Raw genomic sequence first — 25,694 nt, 5'->3', positions numbered from 1 at the left:
CGCGCCCGCCGCGACGCCCTGCTGCACCTGCTGGGTCACCGCGTCGGTCACGGCGGCGCCTGCGGCCGCCGTGGCCTGCGCCGCGCCCTGGTCGAGCTGCTCCTGGATCTTCGCCTCGATCGGCGTGACGATCGGCCCCCAGAGCTGGTCCATGATCGCGACGTTGCCCGGCTTCTCCGCGACTGCGGGGTCCATCGCGGCGTCGAGCGCCTCGGTGAGCGTGTCCCTGTCCGAGATGCCGTGCACGATGTTCGTCGGCAGCACGGTGAACAGCACCGACAGCATGATCGCGGTGCCGAGGGTCCCGCCGATCTGGCGGAAGAACGTCGCCGCGCTGGAGGCGACGCCCATCTCGTGGGGGTCGACGGAGTTCTGGCTCGCGAGCACCAGCGACTGCATCAGCTGACCGAGGCCGAGCCCGACCACGAACATGGCGAGCATCACCTGCCAGAGCGGGGTGTCGTAATGCACGATCGTCAGCAGAAGGAAGCCCACGGCGGTGAACAGCGTGCCGAGCACGGGGAAGATCCGGTAGTGCCCCGTCCGGGCGGTGATCTGTCCGGATCCGAGCGAGGCGATCATCAGGCCCAGCACCATGGGGATCATCGACAGCCCGGACTCGGTCGGGTTCAGCCCCACCACGATCTGCATGTAGAGCGGGATGGTCATCATCGCCCCGAACATGCCGAAGCCGACGAGCACGCCGATCACCGTCGCCATGGAGAAGGTCCCGGAGCGGAACAGCGAGATGGGGATGATGGCGTCCTGCTTCATGGCGATCTCGATGAGGACGAACGCCACGAGGCCGACGGCACCGGTCACGTAGCAGGCGATCGCCGCGACGGATCCCCAGCCCCATTCGCGGCCCTGCTCGGCCACGAGCAGCAGCGGGACGAGGGCGACGATGACCGCCGCGGCGCCCCACCAGTCGATGCGCGGCCCGTGGTGCTTGGCCACCTTCGGAAGGTGCAGGAACCGCGTGACCATGTACAGCGCGACCAGCCCGATGGGGATGTTGATGAGGAAGCACCACCGCCAGCCGTCGATCCACAGGATCTCGTCGGCGCCGGCGAACAGGCCGCCCACGAGCGGGCCGATCACCGTCGAGATGCCGAAGACCGCGAAGAAGTAGCCCTGGTACTTGGCCCGCTCGCGCGGCGCGAGGATGTCGCCCATGATCGCCAGCGGCAGCGCCATGAGCGCCCCGGCCCCGACGCCCTGGAACGCGCGGAAGGCCGCCAGGCTCATCATCGAGGTCGAGAACGACGAGGCCAGCGAGCCGAGGATGAAGATGACGATGCCGATGAGGAACAGCGGGCGTCGCCCGAAGATGTCCGAGAGCTTTCCGTAGAGCGGCACCGAGATGGTCGAGGTGATGAGGAAGGCCGTCGTGACCCAGGCCTGCTGGTCGAGGCCGTGCAGGTCGTCGCCGATCGTGCGGATCGCGGTGCCGAAGACGGTCTGGGCGAGCGAGGAGAGGAACATCCCGGCCATGAGTCCGTAGATCACGAGCATGATCTGCCGGTGGGTCATGATCGGCGCGGAGGCGGGAGCTTCCGTCTCGGCCTTCTCCGTGGTGTCGGTGGCGGTGGTCATGCGGCCTTCCGAGGACGAGGGATGACGTCGCGCCCGCCGCCGACGGATCGACGCGGGCGCCGACGGTGGCGACAACAATTTGCAGCCCTGCAACATTACACGATCGCAAGCTTGCAGACGTGCATGACAGCTGTGGATCGGCTGTCGTCGCTGGATGTGGCACGCCAACGATGCAACGGGGGCGGATCGACTCTGCATTCGCCGGAATTCCACCCTTCTCGGGGGCATATCTGGCGTGCAATATGAGCGATCTTTCTGGACAATGCCGCTCCCGCGCGCCAGAGTAGGAACGGGGGACTCGCTGCTCACGCCGTGGCTGCGGCAGGCGCACGCACCTCTCCCGCAACCGCGCACGAGAGGCATGAGCATGGCAGCACGCACGCGACCCACGGGACGCACCCGACTCACGGGATCACGGGCCGGGGGATCCGGACGACGCGCATCGCGTTTCACCGCTCTGCTTCTCAGCGCCTTCGTCGCGGTCGCCGGGCTGGTGGGCTTGTCCACCGCCCCCGCCCACGCGGTGACCAACACCACGTGCGGCTTCGCCACGCCGGGCACCGGCAAGTACGCGCAGGCCCTGTGCTGGTTCAACTTCGCCGGCTACAACGCATCCGAGGCGACCAGCGCCGCCGGTCAGGAGATCGTCGTCATGCTCCCGGGCGGCTCCCGGATGACCTTCACTCTCAAGGCGTCAGGCGGGGGCGTGTCGAGTTCCGCCATTCCGACGTGGGGCGGGGCGTACCTGGGCAACGTGGACTACCGGGGGATCCCGGGGCGACCCGCCATGTACCAGACCACCGGGGGAACGACGACAGATCTCACGCTCAGCAACATCCGGATGTTCAACCCGCAGGGCGTCGAGATGCAGTCGTTCTCGCTCGTGGGGGCGGACGCGGAGAGCACCGACGGCAACGAGTCGATCCGCTGGACGTCGAGCCACCCGATCTACTCGCTCACGGCTCAGGGCTCCGACCCCGGCATCGGCAACGCATGCCCGGGCGGACTCACGGGCGTGGGCACGACGCAGGTGACCTGTTCCGCGGGTGGCCACAACACGTCGCCACAGACGGGAGGGCCCATCCTCGCCAGCGAGAACCCCGACTTCTGGACACAGCGCATGGTCGGCGGCGGCCGCCAGGCCGTGGCCTTCGGCGTGCTGATCTCACAGGTCGAACTGCGCAAGCAGGTCGAGTCCCGGTTCGCGGGCGACGACTTCCAGGTGACCATCGACGATGAGAGCGGGGCCTGGCACTTCGAGGACGGCACCGGTCCGACGGGCACCACGGCGAGCACCGGGCTCCAGGAGGTCGTGGACAGCGGCGGCGACCCGGTCTTCCGTTTCCGCGAGCGGATGAACTCCGGTCTGATGACCAACTACGACGCGTCCTGGTCCTGCACGCGCAACGGCGAACGGGACGCGACCCTGCCCTCCGGACGACAGCCGGGCTACTCCGCCGACGTGCATGTCGGCATCGGGGACGTGGTGGTCTGCACGCTCACGAACACGCGGAAGCCCACCGGCGTCTCGCTCGCCAAGAAGGCCGGTGCGCCCGAAGATGTGAACGGCAACGGCCTGGCCGACGCCGGGGACCGGATCGCCTACACGTTCGAGGTCACCAACACCGGTGAGCTCCCCTTGAACCCGGTCACCGTCGACGACCCGAAGATCGGCTCCGTCACCTGCCCGGCCGGAGAGCTGGCACCGGACGAGACCGTCACCTGCACGGCGGACGCGCCGTACACCATCACGGCCGAGGACCAGGACAACGGCACCGTGGTGAACACCGCGACCGCCACTGGCACCCCGGTCGGCACGACCGACCCGCAGACGTCGCGGGAGTCCCGCACCCGCACCCCCGTGACGACGCCCGCCCCGGCGCTCGAGCTCACGAAGTCCGCCTCGCCCCACGACGCCGCCTCCTACGTCGTCGGGCAGGAGATCACCTACACGTTCGTCGTCACCAACACCGGGAACGTCCCGGTGGACGACGTGTCGATCAGCGAGGACTCCTTCTCCGGCAGCGGAGAGATGTCGGACATCACGTGCCCCGACGACCGGACGCTGAACCGCGACGAGAGCATGACCTGCACGGCCACCTACACCCTGACGCAGGCCGACGTCGACGCCGGGCGCCTGGACAACACCGCCAGCGCCAGCGGCACACCGGCCGGGGATACGCAGACCGTGTCCTCGAACACCGCCGAGGAGAGCATCCCCGGCGACCCCCGCCCGGCCGTGGACATGGAGAAGTCCGTGTCGCCCGAGACCGTCGCCGCAGCCGGCGACACCGTCACCTACACCTTCCGGGTGACCAACACCGGCAACGTCACGGTCCAGGACCCGCAGATCCAGGAGCAGTCGTTCTCCGGAACAGGCGGCCCGCTGGAGATCTCCTGCCCCTCCGGCCCGCTCGCGCCGGGCGCCACTGCGGAGTGCACCGCCACCTACGTCGTCACGCAGGCCGATGTGGACGCGGGAGTCATCGACAACACGGCCACAGCGTCCGCCACTCCGCCTCCGGGGCAGACCACGCCGGTGTCGGACGAGTCCTCCGCTGCCGTGATGATCCCCGCCGACCCGAGCCTGACGCTGGATAAGTCCGCCGACACCGGCTCCTATGCCGAGGTCGGACAGGTCGTCACCTACCGTTTCGACGTCACCAACACCGGCAACGTCACCCTCAGCGACGTCACGGTCGACGACGTCGACTTCACAGGATCCGGTTCCCTGTCGGCGATCGACTGCCCGCAGACCTCCCTGGCCGGCGGCGAGGCCATGACCTGCACGGCGACGTACGAGGTGACCCAGGAGGACATCGACAACGGCGCCATCGACAACGCCGCCACGGCCAGCGGGACGCCCGTGGGCAGCGACGAGCCGGTCGACACGCCGCGCAGCAACGTCTCCGTCCCCGCGGACCGCGCCGCCTCGCTGTCGTTGGAGAAGACCGTCGATCCGACCGAAGCGGCGATCGGAGACACCGTCACCTACACCTTCAGTGTGACCAACACCGGGAACGTCTCGGTGAGCGACATCGAGATCGAGGAGACCGCGTTCACCGGCGCCGGCAAGCTCGGTGCCGTTCAGTGCCCGGATGGGGTCCTCGCTCCCGGCGCGTCGACCACATGCACGGCGACCTACACTCTCGTTCCGGAGGACGGCGGCGGCGAAACCATCGACAACACCGCCGTCGCGACCGCCACACCGCCGACGGGGATGACCGAGCATCCCCGCTCAGCGGAGGCCTCGGCCACGGTGGACCTGCTGGCCCCCGCGATCGCGCTGACGAAGTCGGCCGACCGGCGGGAGGCGGCGCTGGGCGAGACGATCACGTACACCTTCTCCGTGACCAACACCGGGGAGATCCCGCTCACCGACATCGTCGTGACCGAGACGGAGTTCACCGGCTCCGGCGAGATCTCCGAGATCGTCTGCGACGAGGGCGCCGCATCTCTCGCGCCGGGCGAGACCTCCACCTGCACGGCGACGTACGTCGTGACGCAGGCCGATGTGGATCAGGGGCAGATCGAGAACACGGCAGAAGCGGCCGGGACGCCGCCGAACAACGTCGACCCGATCCACTCCGACGACGCCGAGGTGACGATCGCCCTGGCCCAGGAGCCGGGGGTCGCGCTCGTCAAGTCCGCCGACAAGGATGAGCTCGTCCTCGGCGAGACGATCACGTACTCGTTCGTCGTGGAGAACACTGGCAACGTCACACTGCACGACGTCACCGTGAATGAGGGGGACTTCACCGGATCGGGTGACCTGTCGGACGTCACGTGCGGGGACGGAGCGGCGTCCCTCTCCCCGGGCGCGACGGTGACGTGCACCGCCACCTATGTGGTGACGCAGGCCGACGTGGACCGCGGATCCATCGAGAACACCGCCACCGCCACCGGCACTCCCCCCGCGGGCGGTGATCCCGTGACCTCGGACCCCTCCGATGCGCAGGTGCCCTCTAGCCCCCAGCCCGGCATCACGGTCGTGAAGACCGCGGACAAGACCGAACTCGTCGTCGGTGACACGATCACGTACTCGTTCACCGTGGAGAACACCGGCAACCTCACGCTGTCCGACATCACCGTGAACGAGGGCGACTTCACCGGCACCGGCGACCTCTCCGCGATCGACTGCCCCGCCGACACGAGGTCCTTCGCCCCCGGCGACACCGTCACCTGCACCGCGACCTATATGGTCACCCAGGCCGACGTGGACCGCGGGTCGGTGGAGAACACCGCCACCGCCACCGGCACTCCCCCGACCGGGGATCCGCTCACCTCCGACCCCTCCGATGCCCGGGTGCCTGCCCAGCAGGAACCCGGCATCACCGTCGTGAAGACCGCGGACAAGACCGAACTCGTCACCGGTGACACGATCACGTACTCGTTCACCGTGGAGAACACCGGCAACGTCACCCTCACCGACATCACCGTGAACGAAGGCGACTTCACCGGCACCGGCGACCTCTCCGACATCACCTGCGAAGACGGAGCCGCATCGTTGGCCCCCGGCGACACCGTCACCTGCACCGCGACCTATATGGTCACCCAGGCCGACGTGGACCGCGGATCCATCGAGAACACCGCCACCGCCACCGCCACCCCGCCCACCGGAGACCCGATCACGTCCGACCCGTCCCGCGCACAGGTGCCGCAGGAGGCACACCCAGAGCTCACGCTGGTGAAGAGCGCCGACCGTGACCGCGTCACCGAGGAGGGAGAACGCATCACGTACTCCTTCCTGGTCACCAACACCGGAAACGTGACGCTCAGCGGCATCATCGTCGAGGAGGCCGAGTTCAGCGGACACGGGGAGAAGCCGGCCATCACCTGCCCCGACGACGCCCCCTCCCTCGCCCCCGGGGAGTCCCTCACCTGCACCGCCACCTACGACGTGGTGGCGGCCGATCTCACCGGAACGCCGATCCACAACGTCGCCACCGCGCGGGGGACGACACCGGATCCGGACGCCGCACCCGTCACCTCGGCCCCTTCTGCCGCGAACGTGGCGACGGATGCGCCGTCGCCCACCCCGACCCCGACCCCGACCCCGACGCCCACGCCGAGCCCAACCCCCACCCCGACTCCGACGCCCACACCGAGCCCGACCCCGAGCCCGACCCCGACGCCCACGCCGGAGCCGAGCCCGACCCCCACGCCGGAGCCGAGCCCGACGCCGACACCGGAGCCGAGTGCGAGCCCCACCCCCGTTCCGGCGCCGACCCCGCTGCCCCCTCTGCCCCCGACCGGTGGCGAGATCGGCCTGGGCGTGCTCGCCGTCTCCGGCCTCCTGCTGATCGGAGGGGTCGGGATGATCATCGCGGCGCGGCACCGGAGCACCGACGCGCTCACTCGACGCCGGCGAGAAGACGCGTGATGAGGACGGGTGGGCCCGCCCGAAGAATCGCGGCCCCGCCCGCCGCCGGCCGGGGGACGGCGTGAGCCTCGGCGGGTCGTCGGACCGACGTCGCATCGAGGATCTCCTCGTCGAGCACTGCGCCCGATTCACCGCGCCGCTCCTGGTCCTGGAAGGAGGCATCGGGATCGGCAAGAGCACGCTGCTCAACCGCGTCGCGGCACGCGCCGGTCGTCGTCTCGTCCTCGCCGTCCCCGAAGGATCGCGTTCCGTCGAGGCCGACCGACCTGCGAGTCCCGAGAGCGCGGAGGCGGGGGCACGACCGACGCTTCCGGTCTTCTCGGCGCATCCCGGCATCTCCCGGACGGAGGCCCTGTCGCGCATGCTGCAGGAGCTCGATCCCTTCCTCGGGTCCGAACGCCATCTGCTGGTCGTCGGCGATGCGGAGCTGCTGGACGATCGCTCGCTCGACGTCCTCGAGATCCTGGCCAGGGACGAGCGTCTCGGCATCGCCATCTGCACGTCCCGCGGGAACACCGCCGACCGCTTCGGAGAGGCGCTGAGCGTCCCGCGGGGACGACACGTCGTCGTGCCCGCGCTCGCCCGCGAAGACCTCGCCGATCTCATCGCCCGGGAGAGCGGCGCCACGCCCTCGCCGTCGGTGACGGAGTATCTCCTCGAGGTCTCCGCGGGGAACGGGACCGCCGCGACCGCCACGATGATCCACGGCTTCGACGAGGGCTGGCTGACCATCGTCGACGGACGCGTGGTCTTCAACGGGGTTCCCGCCTATCTCGAGCCGTCGCCGGCGCTCCGGGCGGAGACCTGGAAGATCCCCGCCCTGAGCGTCCCCGCACGGGATCTCCTCTTCCGGCTCTGCCTCCTGGGGGACCTGAGCCGTGAAGAGACAGACCCCGACGACCTCTCGCACGTCCTCCCCGCCCTGGAGGAGTCCGGACTCGTCGTGTGGGAGGGCCCGCGGTTCCGGCTCGGCTGCCGGGCTCTGCGGTTCGCCCTCCAGCTGTCGATCGGCGCCTGGGAGCTGTCGCACGAGAAACGCCAGCACGTGTGGGCGGGGAGTGCCGGTGTCACGCACCCCGATCGTTCCGTCTTCACCGCCTTCCGCGCGGGGATCCTCTGCACGGCGGACGAGCTCGTGGACGGTGCGCGCGCCTGCGCGGGACGCGGTCTGCTCTCGCGCGCGGAGATCCTCCTCGACGCCGTCCCCCGCGACGACGCCGACACGCAGATCGAACGGGTCGGCGTGGAGCTCCAGTCCGGACGCCCGAAACACGCACTGGCGATCCTCGCGGCGCTGGGCCCCGACGAGCCCGATGCGCTGCGCTTCTCCGCCTACATCCACCTCGTCGCCCTGCAGGAGCCCGGCCCCCTTCCCGCGATCCTGGACCGGCTCTCTGCCATGGCCGGCCCCTCCTCGGAGGAGGACGTGGTGCTCACCGCACTGCGCATGCTCCTTCTCTGGCACGACCGGGGCGCCGCGGCCGTCGTGGAACGATACGGCGGCCGGGAGACGCCGGTGCCCGACCCCCGGCTTCAGGCGCACCGGGTCGCACACCTTCACGTGCTGGCGCTGCGGGCGCTGGCGCACGCCTCGCTGGGGGACACCGTGCCCGCGGCTCGCGCGCTCGACGCCTTCCGCTCGGCCGCCTCCACCGATGTCCCCGCCTACGCGCAGGAATGGCTCCGGATGGCGACCCGGTTCGCGCAGTTCTGCATCGGCGAGCCCCGGGAGGCCATGGAGGTCGTCGACTGGTTCTTCCCTGCCGACGAACGCATGGTTCCCGGTCTGTGCGCCCGGCAGATGATGGAGCTGATGGGGGGCTACCTCCGGGGCGCCCCGGACGCCCTGCTGCGCGAGCAGATGGCCGACGCGTACGTCCAGCTGCACACGGAGATCCCCCTCCGCCGGAGGGTCCGGCCGGTCCTGGAGATGCTGGGGCTCCTCGTCGGGGAGTCCGAGTACGGCGGCCTCACCGACACGCACTTCCACGGAGTCCACTACCTCGCCCCCTCGGAGCTGGACCGGGCCACCGCCCGCCTCCTCCCCCTGGCGGAGGTGCTGGAAGCGTCGCCCGCGGAGCTCACCCGTGTTCTCTCCGCACCGACGGCGGGCACCCTCCTCCCCGCGGTGCGCGCCGTGATCCTCCGCCGAGCGGACGACCTCACGGACGCGACGCTCGCCCGCCTCGGCGACCTCCTGACGCGCTCCCCCTTCGATGCGTCGGTCGTGCGCCTCATCCGCTCCTGGGAGACCGGCGACCAGGCCGGCCGCACCGAGGCGATCGAGGCTCTGTCCCGCCCCGGGTCCTTCGTCCATCAGGCAGCGCTGGACCGCCTCATCGCACGGACCGGCGCCGTGCTGCCGGGGCACACACCGGCAGCGACCGCCCCCGCGACCGGATCGTCGCATCCCGCTGCCCCGCACGACGCGTCACTCCTCGCGACGCCCGAGCGCGTCGGCCGCACCCGTCGCAACCGCTCGTCCGGGCTCCGACGCCCCGTGGACCGGCTGAGCGATCGGGAGCACGAGATCGCCGTCCTCGTCTGCGACGGGCTGAGCAACACCGCCATCGCTCAGACGCTGCGGATCTCCCGGCGAACGGTCGAGGCGCACGTGCGCAACGTCTACCGGAAGCTCGGAGTACACAGTCGGCAGGAGCTCTGGGCGGAGATGCGGACATGACGCGCGTCCACGTGCGCTCTCCCGCAGCATCGAGGGACGACGCCACCGGCCCGGGACCGCTCGACCGGCTTGCCGCGCTCCTGCGCAGAGAACACCTCGACGGTCGTCTCGGCGGCGTCGTCATCGCCCTGCCGGGCATGTGGGGCGCGCCATCCCTGTACCCCGCCCTCCTCGGCGACGGCGGCATCGTCGTCCAGCCGTTCCGCACCGGCGAGGGCGGCACGGAGCTCGTCGTCCACGCCGCGACCGACGGCTCCTGGCTCCTCGCACCCGACGCCGTGGAGCCCGCACGCCTCGCCGAATGGACGGCACCGCCGCTCATCCTGATCGAACGGGCCGACCAGCTGGCCCCCGCCGACGCCGTGCGGCTGGGAGGCATCGCGGCGAGAGGGGACGGCTTCCTCGTCGTGCTGACTCCCACCCTGTCCTCGCAGCCGGCCGCCTTCCGCGACCTGGTCATCGCGGGAAGCCTCCGGCAGGAGGTCGTCCGGCCCGTCGATGCCCTGCATCTGCGCCGGATCGCCGGCGAGCTCCTCGGCGGGCCGGTGAGCGTCGTCGCGGCGTCGCGGCTGTCCGCTCTCACGGGCGGGCAGCCCGGGATCCTGCAGACGGTGGCTTCCGCGGCCGTCCACGCGGGGGCGCTCGTGCACGACGGCGGCGAATGGACGTGGGACCGACGGGGCGCTCGTGCTCTCGGCGAGGCCCTGTCGGCCTCGGCGGACGTCCTCATGGGCGGCCTGTCGTCGGCGGATCGGCACGCGCTCCTGGTGACGGCACTGGCGGACTCCGTCCCGGAGACCGCGGCTCGCGAACACCTCGGCCACGCGAGGATCGCCTCGTTGCGCGAACAGGGGATGCTGGCGGTGGAGCGATTCGCCACGGGTCGGCGACGCAGCCTGAGGCTGCGGATCGGCGTGCTGCGCACCCTGCTCCTGGACCGCGCTCGGCCGGGCGAACGCATGCGTCTCTGGCATGACGTGGGACGACACCTCGCCGCGGGGCCGATAGGCGACTCCGCGGAGGTCGGGCTCGCGACCTGGCAGGTCGGGATCGGGGAGACGTTCCCCCGGGACGAGACGCGAAGGCTCGTCGGGCTCGCCCTCGGGGTGGGGGCATTCGAGCAGGCCCGCGTCCTCGCGGCCGGGGGCGGAGCCGACGATCCGGTCCTGCGGGTCCTCCGGGCGAGGGCGGATGCCGCTCTCGGCGACGTCTCGTCCGCGCTCGCGGCGATCCCGACGCTGACCGGACAGCTGAGCGACGCGCCGATCGCGGATGCGCGCGACGCGTGGAGGGAGGCAGCGCTCCTTCTTGCCCGGCTCGCCCTCTTCCGCCCCGAAGCGCGGGACGGTCTCCGGCAGCTCCTCGCCGAGGCGAGCTCTTCCTCCCTCGCCCCCGTCGCCCGAGCCGTGCTCGACGCGTCCCCTCTGCTCGAGGCCCTCGCCGCACACGGCGACCCGGTCGGCACTCCCGCGATGCGCGCCAGCGCGGGCAGCGCCTGCCCGAGCGAGGAGATGACCGCACGGCTGTGGCTGGGAGCGCATCTCGCCTTCGGCGGGGATCCGCACACGGGCCGACAGATGCTCCTGACGCTCCTCGACGACGCCCACCGCGAGCCGGGCCTGCACGAGTACACCGATCCGGCCGCAGCCCTTCTCCTCATCCTCCAGGAGCAGTACGGATGGCGTCCCGTCGACGCGGATCTGCCTCTGTGGGTCCGTGAGTACGACGTGATCGGCTCGCCGCGCCTCGCACCGGTCCTGGACGTGACGAACGCCGTCCGCATGGCTCGCGCGGGGCTCTCGGGGACTGCGCGACGTCAGGCGCAGAGCGCCGCCCGGCTGTTCGACGAAAGCGACCCGTTCGGTCTGGGAGCGTTCGCCCGTGCGCTGGCGGAGGCGACGGATCCGAGTATCGCGCCGGATGCCCGCCGGCTTCCGGCCTCCGACGCCGCGTCGCCTCGGAGGAGCGCGGAACCCGCCGAAGGCGCGTCCGGGACTCCGGCGGGGTTCTGGGCACTGGAGGACATCGGGCGAGGCCTGCGCGCATATGCCGCGCCGACGGCGGGTGCCACGCCCCGCGACGCGCTGCTGCGCGTCGCGGACGAGACGGGCGCTGCGGGGCGTCACCCGCAGCGACTGGAACTGCTTTTCATGGCGCTGATGGCGGGGAGCGAGGAGGCGGCGAAGCGGATCCTCGCCGAGGCGGGGGCGGTTCGCACGACCCGGATCGCGGTCAGCGAGGCGGTGGCCGCGGCGCTGCTGTCGGACTCCGGGCCGTCCCCCGCGTTCGACGTCATCCGGCTGCTGCTCGATCACGGTGCCGCCTTCATGGCCTTCCAGGTGCTGACGCAGGTGTGGCAGCGTCCGCTCGACCGGCCCGAGGATCGCCGGGCCGCGGTGCGGTATGCGCTGGAGGTGCACCGCAGTGTCGGGGATCAGCCGTGGGTGTCGTCCTCGTTCGTCGCGTCGCTGCTTCCGACCCCGAGGGAGCGCGACGTGCTCGCGCAGCTCATGGACGGGAGCTCCACCCGTGCGATCGCGACGCGCATGCGGCTGTCTCCCCGCACGATCGAGGGCGTCATCTCGCGGATGCTCCGCCGCTACGGGTGCGCCAACCGCGTCGAGCTGCTCGCGCTCGACCTTCTCTGAGTCGCCGCGGCGGCCGGGTCCTCCCGCTGCGCCGCCAGGGCGCCGCATCCGCGTGCTGCCACCGCCGGCGGCGCACCGTCCCCACGGTGCGCCGCCGGACGATCCGCGTCATCGCCCCAGACGACGGCGCGGTTTCGTCGGCCGGACCCGGCTTCGAGGAGCGTCCTCGGAGCCGGAGATCGACGGGGCGGCCTCCCCCGCGACCCCGGCGGACGACATCTTCACGGGGCGCCGAACCGTCGCCCGTCGACGAAGAGCCCCCCGCGTCATCGTGATCGAGGCTAGGTCGCTCTCCTCCGCAGGAACCTACGTAGGCTCACCCGACCTGACCGATCGTCCTACGTATTTCTACGCGTTTCCTTCCCGGAGCCGTGACCCCCCGGGCTCTGGCGGTGGCGGCGTCCGCATCACGTCGTACCAGGGCACGACGCACAAATGCGGCCCGCGGTCCGATTCGCGGGGAGGCGGGATCCGCGATCGTTGACCCGTCGGAACCCTCCGGCATCCCCACCGACAGAAGGACACCACCGTGCACACGCCTCCCCGGTTCGGCGCGCCCGCGGGCATCGCCGTCGTCGTCGCCGCGGCCGTCATCCTCAGCGGCCCCGCCTCCGCGCACGCCCAGGAGGACGTGCCGACCGGCGCCGGCGGCACCGTCACTCTGACCGGCAACGGGGTGTCCATCCAGACGAGAGAGGCGCCGGAGCCCATCCTGGACGACCCCGCGCCGCCGACCCCGATTCCCCTGCCCGCTGCCCCCGCCGTCGAGCGCCCCGAGGCGGCCCTTCCCCCGGGCTTCGTCCCCGAACGCCCGACGCCCTCGGCACCGGAACCGGAGGATCCCGCGACCCCCGATCCGGAGGCTCCCGCGACCCCCTTCCCGGAACTCCCGGCTCAGCCTGACCCGGAGGCACCCGCGCCCCCCGGCCCGGAACTCCCGGCTCAGCCCGACCCGGAGACTCCCGCAGGCCCCGACCCGGAGACTCCCGCAAGCCCCGACCCGGAACTCCCGGCTCAGCCCGACCCCGAGGCACCCGCGATCCCCGACCTGGAAACTCCCGCGACCCCCGACCCGGAGGATCCTCGCCCGGAGGCTCCCGCCGCACCGATCCCGCCGGCGACCCCGGACGGGCTCGTGGCCCACGCGGATCCCGACGGCGCCGTGGCCCTCGCCTGGGACGACGCCGGCGAGGGCACGGAGTACCGCGTCGAGCGCTCCGTCGACGGCGGCCTCCCCGAGCTGCTCGGCGACACGCTGCTTCCCCGCTTCCGCGACGAGACCGTCCTCATTCCGGGCGTCTACGTCTATCGCGTCTCCGCGATCGATGCCGACGGCGAGCCGTCCGGCGGATTCGCCGAGGTGTCCCTGCGGATCGAGGACGCCGGCGAGGCTCCGGTGTCGTCCCCGGGTGCGACGACGGAGATCGGCGCGCGGTCCGATGTGCGGACGACGCCCGTCCGGGAACGTGGAGAGTACCGCGATTGACACCGCCCGGCGCGGCGGCACCACCGATCGACACCACGACCCATCCCCAAGGAGACCCCATGACCACGCCCACGCTGACCCTGCCCACCTCTTTCGTCGAGCCGCCCGCGGCGAGCGCGACGACGGCGACGACTCACCGCCCGCTGACGGCCCTCGAGGCCGCGCGCCGCCTCCTGACCGGTGCCGAGAGGCGGGTGGGCGCCATCGCCCGCCGCGTCGCTCTTCCCGTGCTGAGCGGCGGACTCGCCCTGATCATGATCTGGTTCGGCGCGCCCAAGCTGATCCCGGGCGGCAGCCCCGCCGAGGCCATCGCCGTGGACACGGTCTCGTTGCTCAGCGGCGGACTCGTCACGGGCGATCTCGCGCGCCTGATGCTCGGCCTGCTCGAGGTCGGTCTCGGCGTGGCCCTCCTGGTCCCGCGCCTGCGCTTCCTCGCGCTCGTCGCGATGCTCGGGCACATGTGCGCGACGTTCACCCCGCTGTTCCTGTTCCCGGAGCTCACCTGGCACGCGCCGTTCGTCGGAAGCCTGGAGGGTCAGTACATCCTCAAGAACATCCTCATCGTCGGAGTGATCCTGGTGCTCCTGGGATTCTCCCGCGACCGGCGGCCCGGTCGGCCGCACGCCCCGGGTCTCGACGGCTGAGCCGCAGCGCCGGGACCGGGATCAGACGAGGCCGTTGCGATGCGCGAAGAGGACGGCCTGCACCCGGTCCCGGAGCTGCAGCTTCATGAGGATGCGCCCCACGTGCGTCTTGACCGTCGACTCGGTGAGGAAGAACCGCTCCGAGAGCTCGGCGTTGTTGAGGCCCTCGCCGATGGCCTGCAGGATCTCGGTCTCGCGCGGGGTGAGCGCCTCGATGGTCGGCCGCGGAGTCGCGTCGGCGGGCATCTTGTCGGCGAACAGATCGAGCATCCGGCGCGCGACCCGGGGAGAGATCGCCGCGTCGCCCGCGTGCACCGCGCGGATCGCGTCGCACAGCGCGGCAGGACCCGCGTCCTTGAGCAGGAACCCGCTGGCGCCGGCCCGGAGCGCTCCGAAGGCGTACTCGTCGAGGTCGAACGTCGTGAGCACGATGATCCGGGTGTCGGGCGAGGCCTCGACGATGTGCTTCGTCGCGGCGATGCCGTCGAGTCCCGGCATCCGGACGTCCATCAGAACGACGTCGGGGGCGAGCGAGGCCGTGAGCTCGATCGCCTCGTCGCCGTTCGAGGCCTCCCCCACCACGGTGAGGTCGTCCTCGGCGTCGATCCCGAGCCGGAGTCCCATCCGCACCAGCTCCTGGTCATCGACCAGCAGCACCCGCACCGTCTCAGCCATGCTGTGCCTCTCTTTCCTGCCGGTCCGGCGCCGTCGCCGGAATCCACGCCTCGAGAACCCAGAGCCCGTCGCCGACCGGGCCGGCGTGCATCCGCCCGCCGAGGATCGTGACGCGCTCGCGGACCCCGAGCAGCCCCTGGCCCGCGCCGACGGACTCCGCACCGACCACGGCGCCGTCGTTCTCCACACGGACCCGGGTCCCGTCCGTGTCGTTCTCGATCCGCACCTCCACCCGTTGCGGGCGGACGCTGTAGCGGAGCGCGTTGGTCAGCCCCTCTTGGACCACGCGGAGCACGGCGAGCCGGGCGACCGCGTCGCCGGTGCTCTCCCCGCGGACGTCGAGGTGCACCGGGAGCCCGGCCCGGACGAAGCGATCCACGGCGTCGGAGATCGATGCCGAGTCGATCTGCGGGGCGTAGGCAGCGGCGGAGTCGTCGCGGAGGGCGCCGAGGAGTCGTCGCAGGTCCGCCAGCGCGCCCCGCGCCGCCTGGGCGGCCGCCGCCATCGCCCCGCGCGCCGCGCTCTCCTCCTTCGCCGCCACGGCGCCGTCCGCCAGGGTGACGACGACGGTGAGCGTGTGCGAGACGATGTCGTGCATCTCCCGCGCGATCCGCGTGCGCTCCCGCTCGGCGCCGAGCTCGGCGACGATCCGCTTCTCCCGCTCCAGCTGAGCCGTCTGGTCCACGAGGGCCGCGACGTACAGTCGGCGTCCGCGCGCGGCGACGCCCGCCAGCAGCCCGATGAGGGCGCCCGCGAACAGGACGACGCTCACGAAGACCTGCTCCTCGGTCGTGTCGATGGGCGTCCCGGGCAGGAACGGCCCGATCGAGAACGTCGCCGCCGCGAGCAGGAAGTACCACAAGGCGATCCAGCCGGTGCGGTGCACCGCCAGGCTGAAGATCATCACGGGGACGGCGAACGGATCCGGTGAGCCGTTGTAGAACAAGGCCAGTACGGCGAGCGCCCAGACCACGAGGCTCATGGTCACGGTCCAGCGCCGGCGCAGAAGCACGGCCACGACGCTTCCGGCGAGGAGGAGCATCGGGACGACCGCGGAGGGCGGGTCGAGGATGAGGTCGACGATCTCCGCGTAGAGGAATGTCACCGACGCGAGGACCGCGTACACGATCGCGACGAGGGAGTCCGTGACCCAGGGGTGCCGGGCCCACCAGCCGCGGGGGCGCTCCAGCCGTCGTCTCGCCTCGACGCTGAGGCCCTCCTCGGGCGGCGAGGCCGGCGGGACGACGTCTACGGCCTCCATGGGTGCGATCGTACCCATTCCGGCCCCGTTCAGCGGGACCCTTAGGGGTGGAGAGGCCGATCGGACGGGTCAGGGAGCGACGGGCGACCCGTCGCCGGTCGGGAGGAGGTGGAGAGCGGACACGGCGGCCTCGGCCCCCGTGGCATCGCCCGCGGCGATCCGCTCCCCGAGGGTCTCGTACAGTGCGGCGTGCGCATCGGGGTCGAGGCGGGCGGCCGCCGAGGGGGCGCGGAGCCGGAAGGCGAGTCCGTCGATCGTCTGCTCGCAGAGGTGGGCGAGAAGGGGATTGCCGCTGTCACGGGCGATCGAGCGCCACAGGGCGACAGAGGCGCGGTCCACGGCCGCCGTCTCACCCTTGCGCAGCTGCGCCGCCAGAGCGGCGAACTCCTCCTGCAGCCCCTCCCGCCGCTCGGGCGCGAGGACGGGCACGGCGCTGCGGACGACGCCGCCGAGGAGGACTCCGAGGGTCTGCAGCGCGTGCACCACGTCCTCGTCGCGGGGGATGGCGACCCGGGTGTACCGGTTCGGCGCCATCTCCACGAGGCCGGCCCGCGCGAGCTCGTTGACGGCATCGCGCACCGGCGTGCGGGACACGCCGAGCCACTCCTCGATCTGGTCGTCGTACAGGCGCTCCCCCGGCTCGAACGTGCCGTCGAGGATCGCCTCGCGAAGGCGCGCGAGCACGGTGTCCTTGAGCAGGGTGCGCGGGGCCTTCGTCTCCGGGCCTCCACTCGGAACCGGCATGATGACTCCCCAGTCGACGTCGATGAGGCCGCTCCACCCGAAGCGGCTTTCCGGGGATTCTACATCACCATGTGAAACTTCATATTCCTTCGTCATCGCCGTTCCCTTCCCGCTCACGACCGAACCCGGTCGCGCTCACGACGCGTTCTCCGCAGGAACGGCTGCTCCGCGGCGTCAGGCTCGTTCGCGGGAGCCACTTCGTCTGCGGTCTGCTCTGCCGGAACCGTCTCCTCCGCGGGAGCCGCCTCGCCTGCGGGAACCGTCTCGTCCGCGATACCCGTCTCATCCACGGCAGCCGGCTGCTCCGCGGGGGACGTTCGCCGGACCTTGTGTCGATGGGCGAGCATCTCGACGAGGATGAGGGTGAGGATCCCCAGCCCGAAGATCATGAGGCGCCCGTACCACTGCTGCGTGAAGACGTAGACCTGAGCGCTCGGGCCGTGCAGGGCTCCGACCGGAACGCCGACCACCTGGTCGAGATCCACCGGAGAGACGTCCTCCTCAGGATTGCCGTCCCCCTTGAGCACCGCGCGTCCGTCGTCGAGCACGCGCTCCACGCGGTGGATGTAGCGGTCCTCGTCCAGGTTGGAGGAAGAGAAGGCGACGGCGACGATCTCGCCCTCCTTCCAGAAGGTCGGGTCGGGGTCCGTGACCCGGTCGATGAACACGACGTCGCCGCGCTCGTAGGTCGGCGTCATGGACGTGCCCGTGACGACGAGGCTCTCGCCTCCGGTCGTCAACTGCCAGGCGAAGGGCACGGAGACCGCGATCAGGATCGCGTAGACCACGGCGCGGATGCTGAGGAAGAGCGCGGGACGCATCGTCGTTCTCCTTGGTTTGGTAGGTGGGACTTTCCGACATCTCCACGATGTCAAGAGCGCTCCCCGAGGACATCGGACCGGAGCCGGAACCTGGTCCTCGTACCCCGGTACGACGTGTGCTGCGCCCTGCGCCCCGCCGCCGTCACTCCGTCCGGTCCCGGCGACGGCCCCGACCCGCGAGCAGCATGAGCCCCGCGGCGGCGGCGCCGGTCCCGAGCGCCAGCGCGACGGACGGGTCCGCCCCGGTCACGCCGAGGATCCCGTCCGGGAACGACTCAGGCGGGAACGGCTCGGCCGGTCGTTCCCGGGCCAGCCAGTCGATCGCGAAGTCCGCCGTGTACACGCCGGGCGTAGGCGGTTCGGCCGACGGGCGCAGGGCCGTGCGCATGATCAACTCGACCGAGGACGTCGCGGGGATGAGTAAAGGGACGGCCGAGGCGGAGTCGGCGTCCCATGTGGCCACGTGGACCACAGTGCCGTCGATGGCGAATGTTGTGGTGAGCCGCTGAGCTGTCCCGGCATCGCCGGTGGTCTGACCGGGGATGACTCGGACCTTTGCCGTGACATCGGTCGCGCAGTCGTTCGTGACGACTCCCGTAGACGTTCCCTGGTCGCCCCCCTCTGTGATCATGAGATTGAGCGGGCGTCCGGAGAACCGCACGCATCCGTCGTCGGCGGCGGTCGCCGCCGACGACGGATGAACAAGCGTGGCGAAGACCGCCACCGCTACGAGGAAACTCACTCTGCCCCTTCCCTGGGCTGGCACGGCACGACCATCTGGCACAACGATCGCGGCGACTGAGAGCACGAATGAGCGTTGGCGGATGAAGTCCCCATCCGCCAACGCCTATTCGCATTTCGGCGAGGGGCTACTTGGTCACGTAGTCGAACTGCACGTCGAAGGTGTTCGACACGGGGAGGAACTTATTCGCATCCCGCTTGTCGATTCCCGTCCCGGGACCCTCCCCGTTCCATCGAGAGTCGTACCGGAGGAAGGCCGTGAGCGTCACGCTGGCGCCAGGAGCGACCTCAAACGTGTTCTTCTGGAAACCCTTCTCCTTACCCTCCGCAACCGCCAGATCCTGAAGAACCTTCATCTGGTTCTGTGAGTCCGTGACGATGAACGAAGCTCTCGTCTCAGGGTCGACAAAGGGAAGGTGCGGCATGTCGATATCGTCGATCTTCTTGATCTCCACCTTGGCAGTGGCATCACCCTTGTTGGTCACGGTATAGGTGGTCTTGTTGGCGCCCGGACCGCTCGGCAGGCCCGCGCCCGCATCGAGAATGCTCTGGCCCTCCTCTGCCTCGAACTTGAGGGGCTCACCCGTCACTTCGATCACTGCGCTGGCAGGCTTCTCGGTGATGGTGATCTTGTTCTCGGAGATGGTGGACTCTGTGGTCACCGTCGCTCCAATCGCGCCGCCGGTGACGGCGAGGACGGAGAGGGCGGCGATCGTGAGGTATCGCTTCTTGAGCGATTTCTCGGCCTTCGTGTTGGTGTCAGTCATTGCTTTGTTCCTTTGCTGGATGTCGATGGCTGTGAGCCGAGACGCTTCTGCCCTGCGGCAGAGCGGCGGCCAACCCTTAAATACTAACATCTGAAATTTATATTTCACCTGGGAGTATCCTGAGCGGTGGTTCGCGAAGCCCTGGCGCCTCGACTTGCTCACAGGACCACTCTCGCCAAGTACGCCCTCTGGATCGTCGGACCGGCGACCGAACCTCGCCGTAGGTCCTAGGTACGATGCGAGCAGGGATCGCCCGGAGATCTCCCCAATTACTCAGTGGAGGCGATGCCCACGCCGGGGACGAGGCGCCCCATGGCGGGCCGGTCGCGCGTGCCGGGCTCCGACCGGGCACCGGCGTCTCGCCGATCTCGCCTCAGCCCGGGCACCCGCGCCGCCACGGCCGCCGGAGACCAGTCCGCCGCGGCCGCCCACGCCTCCGCCCGCGCGAACGCCTGGTCGAACCAGCCCTCTTTGGCGCGCGCGTACGCGACGCCGCCGCTGGCGTCGTCGGAGGCAACCCGCATCGTCACGACGCCGGCGTAGTCGTTCCGCGCGACGGCGTCGGCACGGAGCCAGTCGCGCAGCAGGAGCGCATGGCGCCAGCTCGCCGAGCCCGTGCGGCGCACGTGCACGATGGCCCGCTGCGCCTCGTCGACGTTCGCGAAGACCCGCTTTCGCGCTTCCCGCCGGAGGGCGTGCGGGCCCCGCGGCACGTCCCGCATCCCCGGCGCCCCGGGCGTCAACGACTGAAGGTTCACAAATCCCGCCGCGCGCAGGGCGTCGGCCGCCGCGTCCGCCGCACTCAGGGAGTCGACGCCGACCTGGAGGTCGACGACCCCCGGGGAAGGGAGCCCGCGGACGGCCGTCGAGCCGACGTGGTCGACCCGGACGGGATGACCCGCGCGTTCGAAAGCAGCGCGGACGCGCGCGCCGAGCCGATCCGCGACCTGCGCCCACCGTTCGGTCCACGGCTGCACCGGGGGCTTCTCATCCGGCAACGGCCGGTGATCGCGACGGAGGCTCTCGAAGGTCCGGGCACGGCGCACGAAGTCCGAGAGGTCTTCCTCGTCCGCGATGACGGCGTCGAACGCCGCCGACGCCACCCCCTCCTCCCAGCTGTCCCCCACCCCGACGAGGAAGTGCGACCGCGCGGATGCGGCCGCGAGGAACTGGACGTCACTGAGATCGAACGACTCGACCATCGCTAGCGGCACCGCGCTCTGCAGCGCCCGCCACACGGCTCGTGTCGCCTCGAAGTCGGCGACCAGCGCGACCGACAGCGGCGACATCTCGTGCATGCGGTGGACCCTCGCTTCCCTGTCGAGCATGGCCCGACCTCAGAGTACTAGTATTTCATATATCACTGACCTCTCGACTCCCGCGCACCCGCGACGGGAGGGGCCGCGGCGCGAACCTGCCCGTTTTCACATAGCCGCGGCGCGCCTGAGGGCGCCGGGCCTGCCCGGGCAGACATCGCCCCGGGCGGGTCCGCCTGTCGTTCGGCGCACCACCTCGCGGGACCGATCAGCGGTCGACCGAGATCTCCGCCGCGGACATGACGAAAGGGCCGGCGGCGTGATGCCGTCCGGCCCTTTCGTGGAGGATCGAGGCGCTGGGGGGGATTAGACACCTCGACGGGGTCCTCGCAATGCCCGAGCCGACTGGGGAGAAGACTCGAGGAGCTGCGTCGTCGAGCTCTCCTCCATCATATGTGAGATTTAACATTTCAGTCAAGTCCACGCCAGAGCTGCCCGTGCTGACATGCGGCATCTCAGAATGCGACGAAGATAGAATCGAGCGATACGCCGCCGTAGGAGAGGGACACCGGAATGCCTGTGCCGAAGAACGCGGAGCAAGAGCCGGCCAAGCGGACGCTCCTCCGGGACACCGTGCTCCAGCGGATCCGCGAGGCGATCCTGGATGGCACTCTTCAGCCCGGCGAGCGCCTCCACGACGACCAGATCGAGGCCTGGCTGGGGGTGTCCCGCACACCGATCCGCGACGCCTTGAACGAACTGAGCAGGGTCGGGCTCGTGGAGATGGCCCCGAACCGCTACACCCGCGTCGCCGTCCCGGTCGAAGAGGAGGCGCTCGCGGCCCTGCAGACGCTGGGCGTCATCCTCGGGGGTGTGACGCGGCTCGCCGTGCCCCGCCTGTCCGGTCGAGTCAAGAAGGACGTGCTCAAGCAGTTCACGGTCGTCGTCCGTCACCTTCGCGCCGATGACGGCCCGGGAACGAACGCCGCGGCGAGCGCGCTCTGGCGCATGATCGCCAAGGAGTGCGGGAACCCGCTGCTGTTCGCGCTGTTCGAGCAGACGATCGACGGCCTGGCCTTCAAGCTCCGCGTCGCCACCGTCGACAAGCTCTTCGACTTCGCCATCTTCGCCGACCGGTTCGAGGAGCTGGCTGAGCGCATCCGCGAGGGCGACGCGATCGGCGCCGAGCTGGCCGTGGAGCGGGCGCACCTTCTTCCGCCCGAGAACGCCACGGCCTGAGCGGGCTGAACCGCGCGGTCGTGGCGGGGCACGACGTGCCAGCGCCCCGCCCGCCCGGGTCACTCCGGGGATGAGCTCGCGCCGGTTCCGATGAACTCGTCCGCGCACAGAGTGCGGAAGAGGCCGGCGGCGAGAGCGGCGCCCAGCAGCGGCGCGATCAGATAGACCCAGAACGAGCCCCAGCCGAAGTGCCCGGTGAGGGCGAGCCCGAAGGCCACGGCGGGGTTGAAGGCGCCGCCGGAGATCCCTCCCACCGCGACCGCCCCGACGAAGACCGTGCCGCCGATCGCCAGGCCGTAGAAGGAGTTCGTCGGGTGATCCTTGGAGGTCGCCACGTTGAGAACCACCCACACCAGCACGAACGTGACCAGGCACTCCACGAGGAAGGCGGGCCACTCCCGTACGGCGAGCGCCTCGGGAGCGAACGGCCAGACCACCAGGCTGGCCGACGCCGCCAGCGTAGCCCCGACGAACTGCGCGCACAGGTAGAGCGGGAAGCTCGCCGCGTCCAGGCCGCCCCGGATCAGCACCCCGAGCGACACGGCCGGGTTCAGGTGGGCACCGGAGAGGTGACCCGCGGCGTAGACCAGCACCGTGAGCGCCAGGCCGATCGCGAGCGGCCCGAGCGGGTCGGCGCTGTTCACGACACCGATCACGGTGAAGACGAACACGAAGGTGGACACGGCCTCGACCAGCGCCTTGCGCACGATGGCGATCATGTGAGCTCTCATTCCTCGCCCGATGAGCGATGTCGACGGGGTCCGAGCGATCCCGATATTTAAGATGTTAGTATGTCGGTCCGGGCCATCGGTCCGGCACGCGCGACGACATGCTCGCGTCGTGACGCCACGGGGACCGTGATGAGCAGAACGACCGACCGCCCGACGTCACTGCTCACCCTGCTGCGCCGCGCCAAGGGCTGGACGCAGGGCGACCTCGCCTGTCGGGCGCAGATGTCCGCGACGTGGATCTCGCGGCGGGAGTCGGGCGAGGTCGACGCGGATCCGGAGCGGCGCCGCGCCCTGGCGTCCGCGCTGAACTGCCCCGCAGAACTGGTGGACTCCCCCGCCGTGCCGATGGCCGCACTGTCCTGCGTCGAGCACATCCGCAGGACCCGGGCGATGCCCATCGCGGACGTCCGTCGGCTCGGCGCCCTGGGTACGCTGACGCGCTTCTCCGTCCGCGCGCTGTGCGCTCGTGCTCAACCGACGAAGGAACAGCCGGCTCCGCTGCGATTCCCCATCGAGGAGACACGCAGCCCGCGCGAGATCGCCCGCCGTGTCCGAGCGCTCTGGGGGTGCGGCGACGAGCCCATCCCGGACCTGACGAGCCTGCTCGAAGCGGCGGGTTTCCTCGTGATCGAGCGGAGCCTTCCCTCCTCGGGACCCGATGCCGTCGCCCTCGGATCGCCGGACGCGGCACCGCCCCTGATCCTGGTGAAGGACGGGCTTTCCGCGACGCGGTTCCGCTACGCGCTGGCGCATGCGGCGGGGCACCTCATCATGCACACGGCGTTCACGGCCAGCAGGGATCAGGAGGACGACGCCGATCGCTTCGCGGACGAGCTCCTCCTGCCCTCCGCCTCCGCCCAGAAGGATCTGTCGTCGGTCGGCGCCGAAGACCACGGACTGCAGCTGATGCGCGCGCGGTGGGGGCTCCCGCTCCCCGTCCTCGTCCGGCGAGCGCGGGACCTGAACCTGCTGAGCCAGGAGGAGCGCCGGGAGCTGCACCCGACGCTCCTCCACAGAGAGCGACGGCTGGAGCTCGAACAGCGAGGGACGACCGAGCGTCCGGAGAGCCTCGCCCGGATCCTCGGCGTGACCGGTGCACAGGCGCCGGTCACGCTCGCCGCCGCCGCACGATGCGCGGGGATGCGACGGGCCGCCTTCCAGAAGCACTATCTCGAACCCGCCGGGCTGCGGCTGCCGGACGCGCCCGCCCCGTCGTCGCCGTGATGTCCCGGTCGCGGTGATGCCACCGTTCGTCCGGAAAGGGTGATGCGCGCATGCCCGGGTGGGGCATGCGCGCATCACGGGGGGAGAGGGACTGGGGATCTCTCTCCGGGAGGGGAGCCGGCTCATGGGGCAGCCGGCTCCCGGGGTCTCAGCCGATCTTCTTCCAGAGGGAGAGGGCGTCGATCCAGTTGGGGTCGCCGTGGCCCTGGTGGGACTGCACGGCCTCGTAGATGTGGCCGTTGTGGCTCACGCGGTCACCCTTGGTGTAGAAGGCCTTGGAGTCCCAGGCCTGGACGCTCGGGTCGACCGGGCCGGTCTCCTCGGCCTTGGTGGTCACGGTGAAGGTCTTGCTCGCGTCCGAGAACTGGCCGTTCTTGTCGATCGCGATCACCTTGTACTCGTACGCCGTGGAGGCCTTCAGGGCCGTGTCCAGGTAGCGGGTCTTCGAGGTCTCGGCGATCTTCGTGAACACCCCGCCCTGGAAGGCGCGGTGGATCTCGTACCGGTCGATGCCCGCGGCACTGGTGGACGCGGTCCACATCAGGTCGACGCTGTCGCTGGTCGTGCCCATGGAGTGCACGTGACCGGGAGCGGTCGGGGCGGCGTCGACCGGGGCGTCCTTCGTGACGACCGTGGTCGTCGCGGGGGCGGAGGCGCCACCGTTGTTGACCGCGGTGACCCGGTAGGTGTACTCGGTCGAAGCGGCCAGGTCGACGTCCGTGTACGTCGCTTCCTTGACGCTCCCGACCTTCGAGAAGTCGCCACCGTTGGTGGAGCGCTCGATGTCGTACCGGTCCGCACCCTGGGCGACGTTCCACGACAGCTTCGCGCTGTTGTGGGTGACCTCGCCGGCCAGCAGGCCCGACAGGTCGGCAGGGGCCTCGACGGGCTGCTCCGGCCCGGCCTGGCCGTCGATGTGCAGGTCGACCATGTTGTAGAACGCGTTCGAGGTGTCCGCGACGTCCCACACCGCGTAGATCACGTGGTTACCGGTGTGGTCCGCGGGAAGCTTCACCTTGTGCGAGGGGGTGTTCGTCGCCGGGCCCATGGCCTGCTTGTACTCCGCCAGCGGCTGCAGGTCCGCACGGGTCAGGGGCTTGTTCTGGTCCCACCCGTTCTTCGTGATGTAGTAGCGCCAGTCCGTGGTCTGGTGCGGGGCGGTGTAGTGCCACGCGATGGTCAGCTCCTGACCGACCTTCACCTCGTTCTTCTTCCACCGGTCCGGGGACTGCTGGTCCAGGTTCACGGCGTCCGCACGACCCACCGAACCCAGCTTGCCGTCTGCCGGACCACCGGTGGCCGGGTCCAGGGTGAATCCCTTCGGGGCCTCCAGCGACTGCGGCTCCCACTGGATGTTCCCGATGTCCGTGTTGCCCTTCATCGACGCACGGGACTGCACGTCCGAGATGCCCGCACCCGTGTTCTTGTCGTTCCCGACGTAACCGTGCGCGTTCGCCGCCACGGCGCCGCCGAGGACGATGGCGCCCACGAGGGCGGTGCAGGTTCCGATCTTCGCAAAGCTCTTCATGATGATTCCTGTCTGTGTTGAGAGGCTCTGTGCCGGGTTTTCCCCGACAACTCAACGATCTCGGAATCAGCGCCCCGGCGAATCAGTCCGTAGCTCGAAACTCTCTCTCGCACCGCGGTACCACTCCGGGCGCTTTCATCGTCCGGCGCAGGTGGTGTCGGCGGCGGTCTGGCCGTGGGCGTCGACGGGTACCGCGGTGGTGTGCTCGGCGCCGGCGGGTGTGTCCTCGCCGGTCTCCTCACCGGTGTCGGTGTCGGTGTCGGTATC

17 protein-coding genes are annotated in these 25,694 nt (G+C 70.6%); 7 read left to right on the top strand and 10 right to left on the bottom strand.

Features of this window, described 5'->3' with window-relative positions:
* A partial coding sequence (locus MR1_RS13650; RefSeq protein WP_255218157.1) for an MDR family MFS transporter occupies positions 1-1,596 on the bottom strand: 1,596 nt, incomplete at its 3' end.
* Positions 1,597-1,963: 367 nt separating this feature from the next.
* On the opposite strand from MR1_RS13650, the gene MR1_RS13645 reads away from it, so the two are divergent.
* The 5 genes from MR1_RS13645 to MR1_RS13625 all read left to right on the top strand — a co-directional run bounded on the left by MR1_RS13645 (position 1,964) and on the right by MR1_RS13625 (position 14,440).
* The gene (locus tag MR1_RS13645; RefSeq protein WP_169797697.1) at positions 1,964-6,979 is read left to right on the top strand and encodes a DUF7507 domain-containing protein; all 5,016 of its coding nucleotides are present in this window, start codon (positions 1,964-1,966) and stop codon (positions 6,977-6,979) included.
* Positions 6,980-7,040: 61 nt separating this feature from the next.
* Positions 7,041-9,662, top strand: a complete 2,622-nt coding sequence (locus MR1_RS13640; RefSeq protein WP_067247868.1) for a helix-turn-helix transcriptional regulator — start codon at positions 7,041-7,043, stop codon at positions 9,660-9,662.
* Complete coding sequence (locus tag MR1_RS13635; protein ID WP_067247865.1) at positions 9,659-12,310, top strand: helix-turn-helix domain-containing protein; 2,652 nt, start codon at positions 9,659-9,661, stop codon at positions 12,308-12,310. Before MR1_RS13640 ends, MR1_RS13635 begins: the two co-directional genes overlap by 4 nt.
* Before the next feature lie 529 nt (positions 12,311-12,839).
* Entirely contained in the window at positions 12,840-13,796 is a 957-nt protein-coding gene (locus MR1_RS13630) for a hypothetical protein (RefSeq protein WP_067247862.1), read from the top strand.
* A 59-nt stretch (positions 13,797-13,855) separates the two neighbouring features.
* Positions 13,856-14,440, top strand: a complete 585-nt coding sequence (locus tag MR1_RS13625) for a hypothetical protein (RefSeq protein ID WP_067247859.1) — start codon at positions 13,856-13,858, stop codon at positions 14,438-14,440.
* A gap of 21 nt (positions 14,441-14,461) precedes the next feature.
* On the opposite strand, the gene MR1_RS13620 is transcribed toward MR1_RS13625, so the two are convergent.
* The 7 genes from MR1_RS13620 to MR1_RS13590 form a co-directional block, all read right to left on the bottom strand.
* Positions 14,462-15,115: a response regulator gene (locus MR1_RS13620; RefSeq protein ID WP_067247855.1), complete on the bottom strand. Its 654-nt coding sequence runs from the start codon at positions 15,113-15,115 to the stop codon at positions 14,462-14,464.
* Entirely contained in the window at positions 15,108-16,376 is a 1,269-nt protein-coding gene (locus MR1_RS13615) for a sensor histidine kinase (protein ID WP_067247853.1), read from the bottom strand. Before MR1_RS13615 ends, MR1_RS13620 begins: the two co-directional genes overlap by 8 nt.
* A gap of 69 nt (positions 16,377-16,445) precedes the next feature.
* Positions 16,446-17,216 carry a GntR family transcriptional regulator gene (locus MR1_RS20170; protein WP_169797696.1) on the bottom strand — a complete coding sequence of 257 codons (771 nt, stop codon included), beginning with the start codon at positions 17,214-17,216 and terminating at the stop codon, positions 16,446-16,448.
* A gap of 17 nt (positions 17,217-17,233) precedes the next feature.
* Positions 17,234-17,941, bottom strand: a complete 708-nt coding sequence (locus tag MR1_RS13605; protein WP_067247847.1) for a S24/S26 family peptidase — start codon at positions 17,939-17,941, stop codon at positions 17,234-17,236.
* Positions 17,942-18,083: 142 nt separating this feature from the next.
* Positions 18,084-18,683, bottom strand: coding sequence for a hypothetical protein (locus MR1_RS13600; RefSeq protein WP_157518196.1), 600 nt, complete (start codon positions 18,681-18,683; stop codon positions 18,084-18,086).
* Between the two features lie 127 nt (positions 18,684-18,810).
* Positions 18,811-19,449: a hypothetical protein gene (locus MR1_RS13595; protein WP_067247841.1), complete on the bottom strand. Its 639-nt coding sequence runs from the start codon at positions 19,447-19,449 to the stop codon at positions 18,811-18,813.
* A gap of 269 nt (positions 19,450-19,718) precedes the next feature.
* Positions 19,719-20,747 carry a GrpB family protein gene (locus MR1_RS13590; RefSeq protein WP_067247838.1) on the bottom strand — a complete coding sequence of 343 codons (1,029 nt, stop codon included), beginning with the start codon at positions 20,745-20,747 and terminating at the stop codon, positions 19,719-19,721.
* Between the two features lie 531 nt (positions 20,748-21,278).
* On the opposite strand from MR1_RS13590, the gene MR1_RS13585 reads away from it, so the two are divergent.
* The gene (locus MR1_RS13585; RefSeq protein WP_067247834.1) at positions 21,279-21,944 is read left to right on the top strand and encodes a GntR family transcriptional regulator; all 666 of its coding nucleotides are present in this window, start codon (positions 21,279-21,281) and stop codon (positions 21,942-21,944) included.
* A gap of 59 nt (positions 21,945-22,003) precedes the next feature.
* Here MR1_RS13585 and MR1_RS13580 read toward each other — a convergent pair whose 3' ends face one another.
* On the bottom strand, positions 22,004-22,663 hold the full coding sequence (locus MR1_RS13580) for an MIP/aquaporin family protein (protein WP_067247831.1): 660 nt from the start codon (positions 22,661-22,663) through the stop codon (positions 22,004-22,006).
* A 141-nt stretch (positions 22,664-22,804) separates the two neighbouring features.
* Here MR1_RS13580 and MR1_RS13575 point away from each other — a divergent pair, with 141 nt between their 5' ends.
* Positions 22,805-23,899 (top strand): helix-turn-helix domain-containing protein, encoded by a 1,095-nt coding sequence (locus MR1_RS13575; RefSeq protein WP_169797695.1) that lies wholly within the window; start codon positions 22,805-22,807, stop codon positions 23,897-23,899.
* Positions 23,900-24,047: 148 nt separating this feature from the next.
* Here MR1_RS13575 and MR1_RS13570 read toward each other — a convergent pair whose 3' ends face one another.
* Positions 24,048-25,427 (bottom strand): lytic polysaccharide monooxygenase, encoded by a 1,380-nt coding sequence (locus MR1_RS13570; protein ID WP_067247823.1) that lies wholly within the window; start codon positions 25,425-25,427, stop codon positions 24,048-24,050.
* Positions 25,428-25,694: the final 267 nt, after the last annotated feature.

It is taken from the genome of Microbacterium resistens NBRC 103078 (assembly GCF_001552355.1).
Lineage (GTDB): Bacteria > Actinomycetota > Actinomycetes > Actinomycetales > Microbacteriaceae > Microbacterium > Microbacterium resistens.
This window is presented reverse-complemented; position numbering and strand designations above follow the sequence as displayed.

What these genes read in the sequence shown, in the direction of transcription:
- MR1_RS13615 (WP_067247853.1), bottom strand. Translation starts at nt 16,376, where the DNA reads ATGGAGGCCGTAGACGTCGTCCCGCCGGCCTCGCCGCCCGAGGAGGGC.
- MR1_RS13590 (WP_067247838.1), bottom strand. Translation starts at nt 20,747, where the DNA reads ATGCACGAGATGTCGCCGCTGTCGGTCGCGCTGGTCGCCGACTTCGAG.
- MR1_RS13625 (WP_067247859.1), top strand. Translation starts at nt 13,856, where the DNA reads ATGACCACGCCCACGCTGACCCTGCCCACCTCTTTCGTCGAGCCGCCC.
- MR1_RS13575 (WP_169797695.1), top strand. Translation starts at nt 22,805, where the DNA reads ATGAGCAGAACGACCGACCGCCCGACGTCACTGCTCACCCTGCTGCGC.
- MR1_RS13585 (WP_067247834.1), top strand. Translation starts at nt 21,279, where the DNA reads ATGCCTGTGCCGAAGAACGCGGAGCAAGAGCCGGCCAAGCGGACGCTC.
- MR1_RS13605 (WP_067247847.1), bottom strand. Translation starts at nt 17,941, where the DNA reads ATGCGTCCCGCGCTCTTCCTCAGCATCCGCGCCGTGGTCTACGCGATC.
- MR1_RS20170 (WP_169797696.1), bottom strand. Translation starts at nt 17,216, where the DNA reads ATGACGAAGGAATATGAAGTTTCACATGGTGATGTAGAATCCCCGGAA.
- MR1_RS13635 (WP_067247865.1), top strand. Translation starts at nt 9,659, where the DNA reads ATGACGCGCGTCCACGTGCGCTCTCCCGCAGCATCGAGGGACGACGCC.
- MR1_RS13570 (WP_067247823.1), bottom strand. Translation starts at nt 25,427, where the DNA reads ATGAAGAGCTTTGCGAAGATCGGAACCTGCACCGCCCTCGTGGGCGCC.
- MR1_RS13645 (WP_169797697.1), top strand. Translation starts at nt 1,964, where the DNA reads ATGGCAGCACGCACGCGACCCACGGGACGCACCCGACTCACGGGATCA.
- MR1_RS13580 (WP_067247831.1), bottom strand. Translation starts at nt 22,663, where the DNA reads ATGATCGCCATCGTGCGCAAGGCGCTGGTCGAGGCCGTGTCCACCTTC.
- MR1_RS13595 (WP_067247841.1), bottom strand. Translation starts at nt 19,449, where the DNA reads ATGACTGACACCAACACGAAGGCCGAGAAATCGCTCAAGAAGCGATAC.
- MR1_RS13620 (WP_067247855.1), bottom strand. Translation starts at nt 15,115, where the DNA reads ATGGCTGAGACGGTGCGGGTGCTGCTGGTCGATGACCAGGAGCTGGTG.